The 14,848-nt window shown below is 65.2% G+C and carries 12 protein-coding genes; 3 read left to right on the top strand and 9 right to left on the bottom strand.

All coding sequences use genetic code 11. The features are described from left to right. Positions 1-18: 18 nt before the first annotated feature. The 4 genes from JOF47_RS17905 to JOF47_RS17920 form a co-directional block, all read right to left on the bottom strand. Positions 19-1,185 (bottom strand): glycerate kinase, encoded by a 1,167-nt coding sequence (locus JOF47_RS17905; RefSeq protein WP_210000966.1) that lies wholly within the window; start codon positions 1,183-1,185, stop codon positions 19-21. 15 nt (positions 1,186-1,200) lie between these two features. Beyond that, positions 1,201-3,006 (bottom strand): glyoxylate carboligase, encoded by a 1,806-nt coding sequence (gene gcl / locus JOF47_RS17910; RefSeq protein WP_210000968.1) that lies wholly within the window; start codon positions 3,004-3,006, stop codon positions 1,201-1,203. Positions 3,007-3,183: 177 nt separating this feature from the next. After that, positions 3,184-4,095, bottom strand: coding sequence for a 2-hydroxy-3-oxopropionate reductase (locus tag JOF47_RS17915; protein ID WP_210000971.1), 912 nt, complete (start codon positions 4,093-4,095; stop codon positions 3,184-3,186). Positions 4,096-4,140: 45 nt separating this feature from the next. After that, a complete protein-coding gene (locus tag JOF47_RS17920; RefSeq protein ID WP_210000972.1) occupies positions 4,141-4,932 on the bottom strand; it encodes a hydroxypyruvate isomerase family protein in 792 nt (263 codons plus the stop codon). A gap of 300 nt (positions 4,933-5,232) precedes the next feature. On the opposite strand from JOF47_RS17920, the gene JOF47_RS17925 reads away from it, so the two are divergent. Together JOF47_RS17925 and JOF47_RS17930 are read left to right on the top strand one after the other, a co-directional pair. Further along, a complete protein-coding gene (locus tag JOF47_RS17925) occupies positions 5,233-6,750 on the top strand; it encodes an NCS1 family nucleobase:cation symporter-1 (RefSeq protein WP_210000974.1) in 1,518 nt (505 codons plus the stop codon). Positions 6,751-6,790: 40 nt separating this feature from the next. Further along, a complete protein-coding gene (locus tag JOF47_RS17930; protein WP_210000976.1) occupies positions 6,791-7,537 on the top strand; it encodes an aspartate/glutamate racemase family protein in 747 nt (248 codons plus the stop codon). A 47-nt stretch (positions 7,538-7,584) separates the two neighbouring features. Here the strand turns inward: JOF47_RS17930 and JOF47_RS17935 are convergent, their stop codons facing one another. From JOF47_RS17935 to JOF47_RS17955, 5 genes are all read right to left on the bottom strand, one after another. Further along, the gene (locus JOF47_RS17935; protein WP_210000977.1) at positions 7,585-8,532 is read right to left on the bottom strand and encodes an aminotransferase-like domain-containing protein; all 948 of its coding nucleotides are present in this window, start codon (positions 8,530-8,532) and stop codon (positions 7,585-7,587) included. An 82-nt stretch (positions 8,533-8,614) separates the two neighbouring features. After that, positions 8,615-9,451 carry a bifunctional allantoicase/(S)-ureidoglycine aminohydrolase gene (locus JOF47_RS17940; protein ID WP_210000979.1) on the bottom strand — a complete coding sequence of 279 codons (837 nt, stop codon included), beginning with the start codon at positions 9,449-9,451 and terminating at the stop codon, positions 8,615-8,617. Then, positions 9,444-10,721 (bottom strand): DUF6986 family protein, encoded by a 1,278-nt coding sequence (locus JOF47_RS17945; protein WP_210000981.1) that lies wholly within the window; start codon positions 10,719-10,721, stop codon positions 9,444-9,446. The genes JOF47_RS17940 and JOF47_RS17945 overlap by 8 nt, the downstream gene beginning before the upstream one ends. Then, entirely contained in the window at positions 10,718-12,343 is a 1,626-nt protein-coding gene (gene aceB, locus JOF47_RS17950; RefSeq protein ID WP_210000982.1) for a malate synthase A, read from the bottom strand. The genes JOF47_RS17945 and aceB overlap by 4 nt, the downstream gene beginning before the upstream one ends. A gap of 18 nt (positions 12,344-12,361) precedes the next feature. Then, a complete protein-coding gene (locus JOF47_RS17955) occupies positions 12,362-13,750 on the bottom strand; it encodes an NAD-dependent malic enzyme (RefSeq protein WP_210000983.1) in 1,389 nt (462 codons plus the stop codon). Positions 13,751-13,939: 189 nt separating this feature from the next. Between JOF47_RS17955 and JOF47_RS17960 the strand changes: the two genes are divergently transcribed. After that, complete coding sequence (locus tag JOF47_RS17960; RefSeq protein WP_210000985.1) at positions 13,940-14,704, top strand: IclR family transcriptional regulator; 765 nt, start codon at positions 13,940-13,942, stop codon at positions 14,702-14,704. The last annotated feature ends 144 nt before the right edge of the window (positions 14,705-14,848 follow it).

The raw sequence follows: 14,848 nt of genomic DNA on the forward strand, positions 1-14,848 counted from the left end.
TGTTGAGGGTGGTGGGGGCTAGCTGGTCACGGTGTTCAGGCCGGAAGGGTCGGTGGTGCGCAGCAGCACCGGTGCGATGCGCTCGGCGGCCTGGGCCACCAGGGCCTCGGCGTTGTCCATTGAACGGCGCACATCCGGTTCGAGTTCATGCAGGGAGACAACGTGCACGAATCCCGCGGCCTTCAGTTCCTCCGCGCCCAGCAGCGTGCGCCCGCAGATGGCAAAGACGGGGACCGAGTGGCGGGCGGCAAGCTCGGCCACCCCGATCGGCGTCTTGCCCTCGAGCGACTGGCTGTCAAGGCTGCCCTCGCCGGTGATCACCGCGTCGGCGCCCTCGAGCGCGCGTTCCAGCCCCGTGAGTTCCAGCACCACGTCGATGCCGCGCCTGCGCGTTGCGCCCAGGACGGCCAGGGCCGCGAAGCCCACGCCGCCGGCGGCGCCGGCACCGGGGGCCGCGGCCTGGGCCGCCACCTTGTCCGCATCCAGCGCCAGGCCAAGCACACGAGCAAAGTTGGCAAGGCCCGCGTCGAGGAGTTCAACGTCCTGCCGGGTTGCGCCCTTCTGCGGCCCGAACACCACCGCTGCCCCGTTGGGGCCGGTCAGCGGGTTGTCCACATCTGCGGCAAGGACCACGGTGCTTTCGGCGATGCGCGGGTCAAGCCCGCCCAGGTCTACGCTCGCCAGGTTGCCCAGGGCCCCGCCGCCGCGTGGCAGCTCGGCGCCCGAGGCATCCAGCAAGCGGGCACCCAGGGCCTGGATCATTCCGGCTCCGCCGTCGGTGCAGGCGCTGCCGCCGACGCCGAGCACGATTTCCCGTGCCCCGGCATCCAGCGCCGCAGCGATGAGTTCACCCGTTCCGTAGCTGGTAGCCCCCAAGGGATCCTTTGTCCCATCCGGAAGCAGGTCCAGTCCGGAGGCGGTCGCCAATTCGACGACCGCGGTTCCTTCGCGGAGCCCGATGGAGCCCGGAACGGGCTCCCCGGTGGGGCCCGCGACCGCCAGCTCGCGGGCAAGGAATCCGGCCTCAAGGGCCGCACTGAGCGTACCCTCGCCGCCGTCCGCCACGGGCACCACGCGGGTGCGCAGCCCTGGAATCTTACGGCCCAGGCCCGTCTCGACGGCGCGGGCCACCTGGGCTCCCGTGAGGGAGCCCTTGAACTTGTCGGAGGCGATGACTACCAGCATGATCGGAGGTTTCCTTTAGGCGGAGATGTCGGCCCGAAGACCGGTCTCGGCGTCCAGGGGGACCAGCGCGCTCGGGGCGTCCGCGGCCGCGGCGGCCAGGTCCTCGAACTCGTTGACCGCATCCAGTTCAGCACCCATTGCGATGTTTGTCACCCGTTCCAGGATGACCTCGACGACAACCGGAACCTGGAACTCGGCGGCCAGGCGGCCTGCCTCGGCGAAGGCCTCGGCAAGCTTGGACGGATCCTCGACGCGCACGGCCTTGCAGCCCAGGCCCTCGGCGACCTTGACGTGGTCGACGCCGTAGCCGTTGGTCTCCGGGGAGTTGATGTTCTCGAAGCCCAGGGAGACGTGGTAATCCATCTCGAACGGACGCTGCGACTGGCGGATAAGGCCCAGATAGGAGTTGTTGACGACCACGTGGATGTACGGCAGCTTGAACTGCGCGCCGACTGCAAGTTCCTCGATCATGAACTGGAAGTCGTAGTCGCCGGAGAGCGCCACCACGGTGGAGCCCGGCTTGGCACGCGCAACACCCAGGGCTGCGGGGCCGGTCCAGCCCAGCGGGCCGGCCTGGCCTGCGTTGATCCACTGGCGCGGACCGTAGACGTGCAGCATCTGCGCGCCGGCGATCTGGCTCAGGCCGATCGTGGACACGTAGGTGGTGTCGCGGCCGAAGGCCGTGTTCATCTCCTGGTACACGCGCTGCGGCTTGATCGGGATGTTGTCGAAGTTGGTCTTGCGGTGCAGCGTCGACTTGCGGGCGGTGCACTCGTCGGCCCATGCCGAGTAGTCCGGCAGGGTGCCTGCGGCCTTGCGGTCGCGGGCTGCGGCGAGCAGCTGATCGATCGCTGCCGCGGCATCGGAGGTGACGCCCAGGTCCGGCGCGAACACGCGGCCGATCTGGGTGGCCTCGATGTCGATGTGCACGAACTTGCGGCCCTTGCGGTAGGTGTCCAGGCCGCCGGTGTGGCGGTTGGCCCAGCGGTTGCCGATGCCCAGGACGAAGTCCGAGGCCAGGAAGGAGACATTGCCGTAACGGGTGTGGGTCTGGATGCCGACCATGCCCGACTGCAGGCGATGGTCATCCGGGATCGAGCCCCAGCCCATCAGGGTCGGGGAGACCGGGATGTTCAGCAGTTCGGCCAGCTCAACGAGCTGTGCGGAGGCGTTTGCGTTGATGACGCCGCCGCCGGAGATGATGATCGGGCGTTCGGCCGCCACGAGCATGTCCAGGACCTTCTCTATCTGGCCGCGGGTAGCCGCGGGCTTGTCGGCAGCGAGCGGCTCGTAGGCGTCGATGTCGAATTCAATCTCGGCGAGCTGCACGTTGATCGGCAGGTCAAGCAGGACCGGGCCGGGACGTGCCGAGCGCATGACCTGGAAGGCCTTGGCGAAGTAGCCCGGGATCTGGCCCGGCTCCAGGATGGTGGCGGCGAACTTGGTGACCGGCTTGGCAATGGTTTCGATGTCCACTGCCTGGAAGTCTTCCTTGTGCAGCTTGTCGGTCGGTGCCTGCCCGGTGATGCAGAGCATCGGGATGGAGTCGGCGATCGCGGCGTACAGGCCGGTGATCATGTCGGTGCCTGCCGGGCCGGAGGTGCCGAGGCACAGTCCGATCTTGCCGGTGGCACGGGAGTAGCCGTCCGCCATGTGGCTGGCGCCCTCGACGTGGCGGGCCAGCGTGTGGCGGATGCCACCGTGGGCCTTCATGGCCGAGTACAGCGGGTTGATGGCGGCACCTGGAAGGCCGAAGGCTTCGGTGGCGCCTTCCTTTTCCAGGATCAGTGCAATGGCGTCTACTGCGCGCATCTTGGTCATGGGTCTTCGTCCTTAGCTTGTGGCCCGGGTTCCGACCTGACTGGTGCGGTTGGCCATCCGGGAAAAAATTGTGAATCGTTGGGAAGTCTTACGGTCGCCGGCACCCATCAGGGAACGAATACCGGCGACCGGTTCTTGCCGGGCCCCCGCCAGGAGGTGGGGAGGGGGCCCGAAGCCTTAGGAAGCGGAAAGGGCCGCAACCTCGGATTTGCCCGAGAGGCGTTCGACACCGCGGAACAGTGCCGAGTGGTCAAGCGCGCCGTCGCCGCTGGCCACGGTGGAGGCCACGAGCTGGGCCACAATGGCACCGAGCGGGAGGATCACCCCGGCTTCGCGGGCGGCGGAGGTCACGATGCCCATGTCCTTGTGGTGCAGGGCCAGGCGGAAGCCGGGCTCGAAGTTGCGGTCCAGGATCTTCTGGCCCTTCTGGTCAAGGACCTTGGAGCCGGCCAGGCCGCCGCCGAGCACCTTGAGCGCGGCGTCGGTGTCCACGCCGTAGGCCTCGAGGAAGACCACTGCTTCGCTGAGCGCCTGGATGTTGGCGGCAACGATCAGCTGGTTGGCTGCCTTGACGGTCTGTCCGGAGCCGGAGGGTCCCACGTGGACGATGGTCTTGCCCACCGCGTTGAGGACCGGCTCTGCATCCGCGAAGTCGGCGCTGTCGCCACCGACCATGATGGAAAGAACAGCGTCGATGGCGCCAGCCTCGCCGCCGGAGACCGGGGCGTCGAGCGGGCGGATGCCTGCGGCGCGGGCCTCGTTGGACAGGCGTGCAGCCACGTCCGGGCGGATCGAGGAGTTGTCGATCCACAGGGCGCCGACCTTCGCGTGGGCGAAGGCGCCGGCCTCGCCGGAAACAACGCCTTCGACGTCCGCGGAATCCGGAACCATGGTGATGATGACGTCGGCGCCGGCGACGGCCTCGGCAATGCTGGTGGCCCCCGTGCCGCCGGCGGCGACGAGTTCTGCCACCTTTTCCGGGCTGCGGTTGTAACCCGTGACGTTGAATCCGGCCTTGGTCAGGTTGATGGCCATGGGCAGGCCCATGATTCCGAGACCGATGAAGGCGATGTTTTTGGTGTTCGACATATCTAGCTCCTGAAAATTCTTGGGTCCGTGACGGGGAAGCGGCGTTTAGGCGTTCTGGCGAATCAGCCAGTTGAAGGCGGTTTCGCGTTCCTGCTTGTACTCCAGGGCGATGCCGCCGTTGTAGCCAAGTTCGCGGGACCGGGTGATCCACTCGCCCAGCGGCAGGTTTCCGGTTCCCGGTGCGCCGCGGCCCGGCGCGTCGGCGATCTGCACGTGGCCGAACTCGTGGGCGTGCTTTTCGATGACATCGGCAACGTCGTCGCCATTGACCGACAGGTGGTAGAAATCGGCGAGCAGCGCGATGTTCCCGGCGCCCGCTTCCTTGACCTTGTTGACAACCGACAGCGCGTCGGCGGCGGTCTTCAGCGGGTAGGCGGGGGTGCCGGAAACGGGCTCGATGAGCACGGTGCCGCCGATCGGCGCCACCCCGGCGGTTGCGGCGAGCAGGTTCTTCAAGGCGAGCTCATCCTGTTCCTCCGGGGTGTGCTCGTCCTGGCGGTTTCCGTACAGGGCGTTGAAGGCCTTGCAGCCGGTGGCCGCGCCAATGGCTGCAACCACGGAGACGTTGTCCTTGAATTCCGAGCTGCGTCCGATCCAGGAAACGAGCCCTCGGTCGCCCGCGGGCATGTCGCCTGCGAAGAAGTTAAGCCCGGCAAGTTGAACGCCGGCGTTCTTGATGGAGGCAATGAAGGCGTCCACGTCTGCTTCGGCGGGGACTGCCTCGGCAAATGGCCACCAGAATTCGACGCTGTCGAACCCCGCCGCTTTGGCCGCTTCGGCGCGTTCGAGCAGCGGAAGCTCGGTCAGCAGGATTGAACAGTTGACGGTGTAAGACATCTTCGACTCCTTCACAGGATTATTTCCGCAGAGCGAAATATGATTATTGCTTTATGAGAACTCTAGCGAGTGGCCTCGGTCACTGTCAAGGGGTTTCAAAGGCGATCAATGAGTGACTTTGCCGCTCAGCCACGGCGATGTTACTGCCTCGCGACGGCCGCGACCTGCGTATTTATGGTCAACACTTTTCCACCACTTTTCCACCATGCGAAAACGCTTTTCTTTTGGGTGGAATCGTGTCATCATTTTTCTCAGCAGCTGTAATCCCCATCACACCGCTCGGCCGAAAGGCGCAATCCCATGACCACCCCAAACGTGAGCACCCCGCGATTGAAGGCTCCGGCCGAAGTCGCGTCACTCGAGCTCAACCCCCACGACCTCAGTGCAACGCTCTACAACAACGACTTGGCCCCGACCACTAGGAAGGGTCGGACTTGGTCCAGCTACAGCATCTTCACGCTGTGGGCCAACGATGTACACTCCCTTGGAAACTATGCGTTTGCCATCGGACTCTTCGCTCTTGGTTTGGGTGGCTGGCAGATCCTGCTGGCCCTCGGATTCGGCGCAATCCTGCTCTTCGCACTCCTGAACTTCTCCGGGTTCATGGGCGAAAAGACCGGCGTCCCGTTCCCGGTCATGAGCCGCATCGCCTTCGGCATCCGCGGGGCGCAAATCCCGGCCCTGATCCGTGGCGCAGTCGCCGTTGCCTGGTTCGGCATCCAGACCTATTTGGCCTCGGTCGTCTTGGTGGTCATGGTCCTTGCAGTGGCACCTGGTGCCGCGGCAATCAATTCCAACAACTTCCTCGGGCTCTCCACACTCGGCTGGATCTGCTTCGTGTCCCTGTGGGCCATCCAGCTGGTCATCGTCAGCTACGGCATGGAAATGATCCGTAAGTACGAGGCCTTCGCCGGCCCCGTCATTCTTTTCACCATGGGCGCCCTGGCGCTGTGGATGTTCATCCAGGCCGGCGGTTCCATCGCATGGTCCACCGGCGAAGCCAAGACCGGCGCGGACATGTGGCTCAGCATCCTGGGCGGCGGCGCACTGTGGGTTTCCATCTACGCCACCTTCGTGCTGAACTTCTGCGACTTCACCCGCAACGCCATCTCCAAGAAGTCGGTCGTTCGTGGCAACTTCTTCGGCATTCCGCTGAACATGCTGCTCTTCGGCGTGATCGTTGTCATGATGACCGGCGCCCAGTTCAAGATCGACGGCACCATCATCACGAGCCCCTCGGATGTTGTTGAATCCATCCCGAACGTCTTCCTGCTGCTGGCCGCCTCGACGGCCCTGCTGGTCCTGACCATTGCCGTGAACCTGATGGCAAACTTCGTCGCCCCGATCTACGCACTGACGAACCTCTTCCCGAAGCACCTGAACTTCCGCCGGGCCGGAATAATCTCGGGCACCATCGGCCTGCTGATCCTGCCGTGGAACCTCTACAACTCCCCCGCGGTCATCACCTACTTCCTGGGTGGCCTGGGCGCCATCCTCGGCCCGCTGTTCGGCATCATCATGGCCGACTACTGGATCATGCGCCGTGCCAAGGTCAACATCCCCGACCTGTACCGGACAAGCCCCACCGGCACCTACTTCTTCACCCGCGGCGTGAACTTCCGGGCAGTCATTGCCCTGGCCGTTTCCGCGGTCGCGGCCCTGGTGCTCGCGTTCTCGCCGGCATTCGCCCATCTCTCCTCCTTTGCCTGGTTCATCGGCTCCGGACTGGGTGCGGTCATTTACCTGGCCATCGCCAAGCACGGCCAGGAGTACAAGGACGTCAGCGGCGAAGAAATCGCAGTCGCCCCAACTCACTAACCACCCCAACCCACTTCGATAGGCTCCAAGGAGTTTCACCATGCGAATTCTGGTCCTCAACGTCAACACGACGGCCAGCATGACCCGTTCGATCGGCGACTCGGCCCGTTCGGCAGCCTCGCCAGGCACCGAAATCATCGAGCTGACCCCGAATTTCGGCGCAGATTCCTGCGAAGGCAACTTTGAAAGCTACCTGGCGGCTATCGCGGTGATGGACAAAGTTGTGAACTACACCGAGCCATTCGATGCGGTTATCCAGGCAGGTTACGGAGAACACGGCCGCGAGGGCCTGCAGGAACTGCTCGACGTTCCGGTCGTGGACATCACCGAGGCTGCCGCCTCGACGGCCCAGTTCCTGGGCCACAAGTACTCTGTGGTGACCACGCTGGATCGCACCGTCCCGCTGATCGAGGATCGGCTGAAGTTGGCCGGACTCACCGATCGTTGCGCCTCGGTCCGGGCCAGCGGGTTGGGCGTGCTCGAACTCGAATCCGATCCGGAGCGCGCGGTGGCAGCAATCGTGGAGCAGTCACGCCAGGCCGTGGAAAACGACAAGGCCGAGGTCATCGTGCTCGGTTGCGGCGGCATGGCGGAACTCGAGGCAAAGGTTGCCGCGGCGACCGGGGTTCCCATCGTGGATGGAGTTCGGGCAGCGGTGACCATCGCCGAGTCCCTGGTTCGCCTGGGCTTGAGCACCTCCAAGGTCCGCACCTACGCCACCCCGCGTCCCAAGGTCGTGACCGGGTGGCCGATCACCAAGGAAAGCATCGAAGTCAACGCCGACTAGCAGCAAAGCCAGCCAGCAGAAATTTCACATCCAACCGCCCCCGTCGATCAATCGACGGGGGCGGTTGGATGTGGGGGCAGCAACGCGGCCAGGCGCCGCATCCCCTCCGGAATCTTTTCGGCACGGATCACGCCGAACCCAACCCGGATGAAACCGCTCCCGTCCGCCGGGTTGGAGAAGTAGTGGTCTCCGGCATCAATCAGGATTCCCCGTTCGCGGGCATCGGCGGCGATTTCGCGCGCGGGGCGCTCCGCACCGGTGCGCAGCCACAGACCGGTGCCCCCGGGAGGCAGGATCTGTCCCGGCGGGAACAATTCCAGCGCAGACTCCGTGGCGGCCCGCCACCGTAGGCGCAGGTCGTTCCTGTAGCGCCGGTAGGACCGGGCCAGGTCCCCGGCGTTCATGAGCAGCGCTATGGCACGCTGGATGTGGCCCGGCGGTTGGCGGTGGGCATACCGACGGCGCTGGCGAAGCGCGGCAATGAACTTCCTCGGCCCGACCACGTATCCGACGCGGAGTCCCGGGGCCAGGATCTTGGAGATGGTGCCCACGTAGATGGTGCTCCCATTGGGATCAAGGCTGGCCATGCAGGGACTGGTCTGGCCGCTGTACTGAAGTTCGGCGTCATAGTCGTCCTCGACGATGAGGAAATCCTGCTCTTCGGCCCCCCGGGCAATCATCTGCAGGCGGCGCTCCAGCGACAGGGTCACGTTGGTTGGGTGCTGGTGGCTCGGCGTGACATAGACCAACCGTGCACCAGCATAATCCCGCTGCGGCACGGCCCCCTGGGCATCCACCGGAACGTCGAGCAGCTGGGCCCCGGCGCGATGGAAAACATGGCGCGCATCGATGTAGCCGGGATTTTCCATGGCGACCCTGTCGCCCCAGCGCAGCGTCGTCTCGGCAATCACTGGCCCGGAGGCGTTGCCTTGGGCATCCACGGCCGTCACCGTGTTGTTCACGCACGCGCCGCCGACCACGCGGGGTACCCTCACAACGCAAAAAACCGGGTGCGTTTGAATCCAGGAAGATTGGATTCTCACGCACCCGGTTTTGGCTATTGAACCTGGTGATTGCCTACAAGGCGATCTGGCGGTTCTGGTCCTTGTACAGCAGGTAGCGGAAGTTCGACGGTCCGCCGGCGTAGCAAGCCTGCGGGCAGAAGGCGCGCAGCGACATGTAGTCCCCGGCCTCGACCTCGACCCAGTCGGCGTTCAGGCGGTAAACGGCCTTGCCCTCGAGCACGTACAGGCCGTGCTCCATGACATGGGTTTCCGCGAACGGAATCGAGGCGCCCGGCTCGAAGGTCACGATGTTCACGCCGAAGTCGAATGCCAAATCCTCGGGATCAAGCATGCGCGTGGTGCGCCACTTGCCCTCGGTGCCTGGCATTGCGCCCGGCACGACGTCCTTTTCGTTGCCAACGACCGCACCCGGGGCCGCGACGCCGGCCAGCGGCTCGTAGCGCTTGCGGATCCAGTGGAAGGTGGTGATGTCGCCGCCGTTGTTCAGCACGGACCAGTCGGCGCCGGCCGGAACGTAGGCGAAGCCGCCCTCTTCCAGCTTGTGCTCGGTGCCGTTGATCGTCACCGTCAGCACGCCGGCGACGACAAAGATGAACGACTGGACCTCGGCCTGCGGTTCCGGCTTCTGCGAACCGCCACCCGGGGTGACCTCCACGATCGACTGGGCGAAGGTAGTCGAACCGCCGGCGACCGGGCGGTTAAGCACCCAAGCCCGGGTGCCCGTCCACTCGGGGAAGACGGAGGTGACGATGTCGCGCAGCACGCCGCGCGGGATCACAGTGTACGCCTCGGTGACGATGGCGCGGTCGGTCAGCAGGTCGGTCTGCGGCGGGTGTCCGCCGTAGTTGGTGTAGTAGCTTGCATCGGCACGAGTCTCGATGTTAGGCATTGGATTCCTCCGTCTGTGTTGCTCGCGCCAGGGCGATCGATTCAAGGGTGGTTACGGAAATCTCGGCCTTGGCGGTGATTTCCTCGGCGGTCAGCGCGCCGCAGATCATGCCGCGGCGGATGAAGTTTGCAAGCGCCTTGGCAGTTGCAGGCTCGTCCATGATCGCGGATTCGACCTTGTGCACGTAGTTGCGCAGGCGGGCCGCGGCTGCCTCGAAACCCTCGCGGTAGAACGCGTAGGTTGCCAGGTAGCGGGTGGCCAGCTGGTTCTGGTGCAGGTCCCAGCCCTGGTAGATGCCGCGTTCCAGGTGACGGCGCACCAGGCGGGCATGCAGCGCCCAGGCGCTTTCCATGGCTTCGGCATCGCCCAGCGGCAGGATGTTCGTCGAGCCGTCGGAGAGGTGCACGCCGGTGCCGGCGACCGCCACCTGCATGACGTTCTTGGCGTAGTCCGCCGCCGGGTGTTCCATCGACTGGTAGGCCGCCGCGATGCCGAGGGAGGCCGAGTAGTCGTAGGTGCCGTAGTGCAGCGAGGAAACGCGTCCCTTGCCGGCGTGGATCAACGCGGCGGAGGGCACGGTGCCCTCGTGCGAGAGGATCAGCTGCGGGGTTTCCATCTGCACCTCGAAGCGCAGGCGGCCTGCGGGCAGGCCGTGCACCTCCTCGAGCTTCTCGCAGACGTAGACCATGGCCTCGACCTGATCGATCGTGGTGACCTTGGGCAGCGTCAGCACGAGTCCTTCCGGCAGCGGACCCTGGGCGACGAGCTCGGAAATGAACAGGTCAAGGGTGCGCAACGCGCGGGCACGGGTGGGTGCCTCGAAGCACTTGAAGCGGATGCCGATGAAGGGCGGCGCCACGCCGTCGGCGACGGCCTGGGCCACCTGGCGGGCGGCCTCGACGACGGCGGCGTCTTCCTCGGCGTCACTGCGGACACCGAATCCGTCCTCGAAGTCCAGTCGCAGGTCCTCAATGGGTTCGCTGTTCAGCTTCGCCGCCACCAGCTCTGCCAGGGCTGCGGGGTCTTCCAACCCGAGCTTCTGGGCCAGGGCGGCCAGGCCGGCAAAGCCGCCCGCGGCGTTCAGCGCGTCGGCTCCCCATTGGGCGGGAAGCTCGGGCGCGAAACGGTCGGCGGGGACGTAGGCGGTGTGGATGGGCTGGCGGCGCCCGTCGTCACCCGGGTAGCTGTTGGCCAGCAACTCGTCGGTGGCTGCCAGACGCGATTCAACCTCGGCCAGGGCCGCGGCATCCAGTGCGTGACGTGTGCTCATTTGGCGGCCACTCCGGTGTCCAGCAGGCGGTAGGCGGGAAGGGTGAGGAAGTCCTCAAAGTCTTCCTCGCGGCCCGAGACCAGGCGGCCGATGAGGGCGGCAGCCGGCACGTAGTACTTCTCGAAGGTCTCGGCGTTGTCGACCTCACCGCGCAGCTTCTCCACCTGGACGGCGAGGGCCTTGGCGACGAGTTCGGCGGTGATGGTGTTGCCGGTGTCGGCTGCGACGACCTTGTTGTTGATCTGCTGCCAGATCTGCGAACGGGAGATCTCCGCGGTTGCGGCATCCTCCATGAGGTTGTGGATGGCCACGGCGCCGGTGCCCGAAAGCCACACGGCGGTGTAGGCGACTGCCACGTAGAGGTTGGCGTTGACCCCGGCCTCGGTGACCGAGCCCGGCGCCGAGGCGACGTCGAGCAGCTGGTCGGCAGTGACGGAGACCTCGGGGCGCTGGCGGTCGACCTGGTTCGACTTTTCGCCGAGCACCGAGTCGAAGACTTCACGGCAGATGGAGACCAGGTCCGGGTGTGCAACCCAGGATCCGTCGAAGCCGTCGTTGGCCTCGCGGGTCTTGTCGTTGCGGACCTTGTCGAAGGCGGCGGCGGTGACTTCCGGTTCGCGGCGGTTCGGGATGACTGCGGCCATGCCGCCCATCGCGAAGGCGCCGCGCTTGTGGCAGGTCTGCACCAGGAGCTCGGTGTAAGCGCGCATCATCGGGGCCGTCATCGCCACATCGGCGCGGTCGGGCATGATGAACTTGTCGCCGGCCTCGCGGAAGTACTTGATGATGGAAAAGAGGTAGTCCCAGCGTCCGGCGTTCAGGCCCGAGGCGTAGTCACGCAGCTCGAAGAGCATCTCGTCCATCTGGAATGCCGCCGGGATGGTCTCGATGAGCATGGTGGCGCGGATGGTGCCGTGTTCGATGCCCAGCTCGGCCTCGGCGAAGGCGAAGACGTCGTTCCACAGGCGGGACTCGAGGGAGGACTCCATCTTGGGCAGGTAGTAGAACGGGCCCTGGCCCGACTCGCTGAGAACCTTGGCGTTGTGGAAGAAGTGCAGGCCGAAGTCGACGAGGGCGCCAACGGTTGCTTCGCCGTTGACCAGCAGGTTGGCTTCCTCCATGTGCCAGCCGCGCGGGCGGACCACGACGGTGGCCAGCGGCGCGTCGGTGCGCAGCGCGTATTCCTTGCCCTCCGGGGACACGAACGCCAAGGTTCCGCGTGCTGCGGCACCCAGGTTGGCCAGGGCGTCGATGACGTTGTGCCAGGTCGGGGTCGAGGCGTCCTCGAGGTCCGCGAGCCACACCTTGGCGCCGGAGTTCAGCGCGTTGATGGCCATCTTGGCCGGGGTTGCCGGGCCGGTGATTTCCACGCGGCGGTCCTGCAACGCTGCAGGTGCCGGGGCGACCTTCCAGTCGCCGTTGCGGATCTCGGCGGTGGCCGGGTCGAAGTCCAGGCTTCCGGTGCGGGCTGCCTCGGCGCGGGCCACGCCGCGGGCCTCAAGCAGGGAGTCGCGGGTGGGTGCGAACTTTTCTTGCAGCTTTCCGACAAAGGCCAGTGCCTCGGTGGAAAGGATCTCTTCGGCCTGTGCAACGGCCGGGTAGTGGGTGACGGTGATAGTCATTGGAGGCGCTCTTTCTTGCTACTTGTTCTTTGCTGCCGCGTGTGCAACGGCTTCGGCCACATCGGAGGCCACGTGCGGGTCAAAGACGCTCGGGATGATGAATCCCGGGTTCAGTTCGTCCTGGCTCACGCGGGCGGAGATGGCGTCGGCCGCGGCCAACAGCATCGAGTCGGTGATGTCCGAGACTCCGGCATCGAGCAATCCGCGGAAGAATCCGGGGAAGGCAAGCACGTTGTTGATCTGGTTCGGGAAGTCGGAACGACCCGTGGCGACGATGGCCGCGTGGCGCCCTGCTGCGATCGGGTCGACCTCGGGATCCGGGTTCGCCATGGCGAAGACGATTGCATCCGTGTTCATGGAGGCGATGTGCTCTTCTTCGAGGATGTTCGGTGCGGAAACGCCGATGAAGACGTCGGCGCCGGCAATGGCCTCGTGCAGGGAACCCTTGAAGTTCTCGGGGTTGGTGTTCTCGGCCAGCCAGTTGCGGTGCGCGTCCGCCGAGACATCATCGCGGCTGATGGCGCCGTTGCGACCGCAGGCAATGATGTTCTTTGCGCCGCGTGCGGCCAGGAGCTGGATGATCGCGTTGCCCGCGGCGCCGACGCCGGAGACAACGATCTTGATCTGGTCGATCTGCTTGCCAACCACCAGCAGCGCGTTGGTCAACGCGGCGAGGGTGACGATTGCGGTGCCGTGCTGGTCATCGTGGAAGACCGGAATGTCGAGTTCCTCGCGCAGGCGGGCTTCGATCTCGAAGCAGCGCGGGGCTGCGATGTCTTCGAGGTTCACGCCGCCGTAGACGGGGGCGAGAGCCTTGACGATCATGATGATTTCCTCGGTGTCCTGGGTGTCCAGGCAGACCGGCCAGGCGTCGACGTTGGCGAACTGCTTGAACAGTGCGGCCTTGCCTTCCATGACCGGCAGGGCCGCGGCAGGGCCGATGTTGCCCAGGCCCAGGACGGCGGAACCGTCGGTGACCACGGCAATGGTGTTGCGCTTGATGGTGAGGTTGCGGGCGGCCGCTGGGTTCTCGGCGATTGCCAAACAGACGCGGGCAACACCCGGGGTGTAGGCGCGAGAGAGATCGTCGCGGTTGCGAAGTGCCACCTTGGGGACGACCTCGAGCTTGCCGCCGAGGTGCATCAGGAAGGTGCGGTCGGAGACGTTACGGACCGTGACACCTTCGAGCGCGTTAAGTGCGTCGCGGATGAGGTCGCCGTGGGCCGCATCGGTGGTGTTGCAGCTGACGTCGACAACCATGTGCTCATGGCCGGATTCGGTCACATCCAACGCGGTAATCGAACCGCCGGCCTTGCCAACGGCAGCGGCGAGCTCGCTCGTCGCGGTAATCGTGGCAGGGGTTTCTACCCTAAGGGTCAATGAATAGCCTGGGCTAGGTACAGCCATGAGGTCCTCCTCGAGAAAAGTTTTCCGTATAGTGGATACTATTATCTACAGGATGAAAATACAAGCCCTAAATGTGGCTTGGCTCATACATTTTCCGCCGCACTTCCGGATCGCGGAATAATTATCACGCTCTCCGGTAAGTTAAGTACAGACCCTTCCATCGATCCCCCATATACGAGGAGTTTCGCAATGTCCGAACCCAAGGCGGCGTCCGGCGTCCAGTCCGTTGAACGTGCATTTGAGCTGCTGGAAGTCATCGCCCGCGCGGGCGGAGAGGCTGCTCTCAGCGAACTCGCGGTCGATACTCCGCTACCTCTGCCGACCATCCACCGCTTGCTGCGGACCCTCGTTGGCATCGGCTATGTCCGTCAGCTGGCAAACCGTCGATACTCCTTGGGCCCGCGACTTATCCGCCTGGGCGAGGTGGCCAACCGTCAGCTCGGCGCCCTGGCCACCCCGGTGCTCAAGAACCTGGTGAACACCCTGGGGGAATCGGCAAACATTGCCGTCCTGGACGGCGACATGGTCACGTACATCGCCCAGGCGCAGTCTCCGCAGTCCATGCGCATGATCACCGAGGTCGGGCGCCGTTCCACCCTTCACGGAACCGGCGTCGGCAAGGCCATCCTGTCCGTCCTGGATGATGACCGGGTCCGTCGCCTTGTCGATCAGGCCGGAATGGCCGTGTACACGCCGAACACGATCACCACCGTGAGCCGGCTCTTCGCCGATCTTGAACAGATTCGCCGTCGGGGATACGCAATCGACGAAGAAGAACAGGAACTTGGCGTCCGCTGCTTTGCCATGGCAGTGCCTGGCGCGCCGACGCCGATGGCAATCTCCATCTCCGGGCCCGTCACGCGTGTCACCGAGGACTTCGCCGAGCGCGCGATTCCCGAACTCAGGAGCGCTGCCCTGCAACTGTCCAATTCGCTTGCGGTGCGCGTCGACTAATCGTTCACGCGCAATCGGTCAAGGCAGCATTCGAGCCAGGTCAAGCACGTAAATCACCCGGGGCCGCCCATGCGGCCCCGGGTGATGTTCTTTTCGGCCGCACATGGCACCGAACCCCAAAAGCGGAGCGGGTGATCCGAAGGC

Origin of the sequence: Paeniglutamicibacter kerguelensis (genome assembly GCF_017876535.1) — a bacterium.
Lineage (GTDB): Bacteria > Actinomycetota > Actinomycetes > Actinomycetales > Micrococcaceae > Paeniglutamicibacter > Paeniglutamicibacter kerguelensis.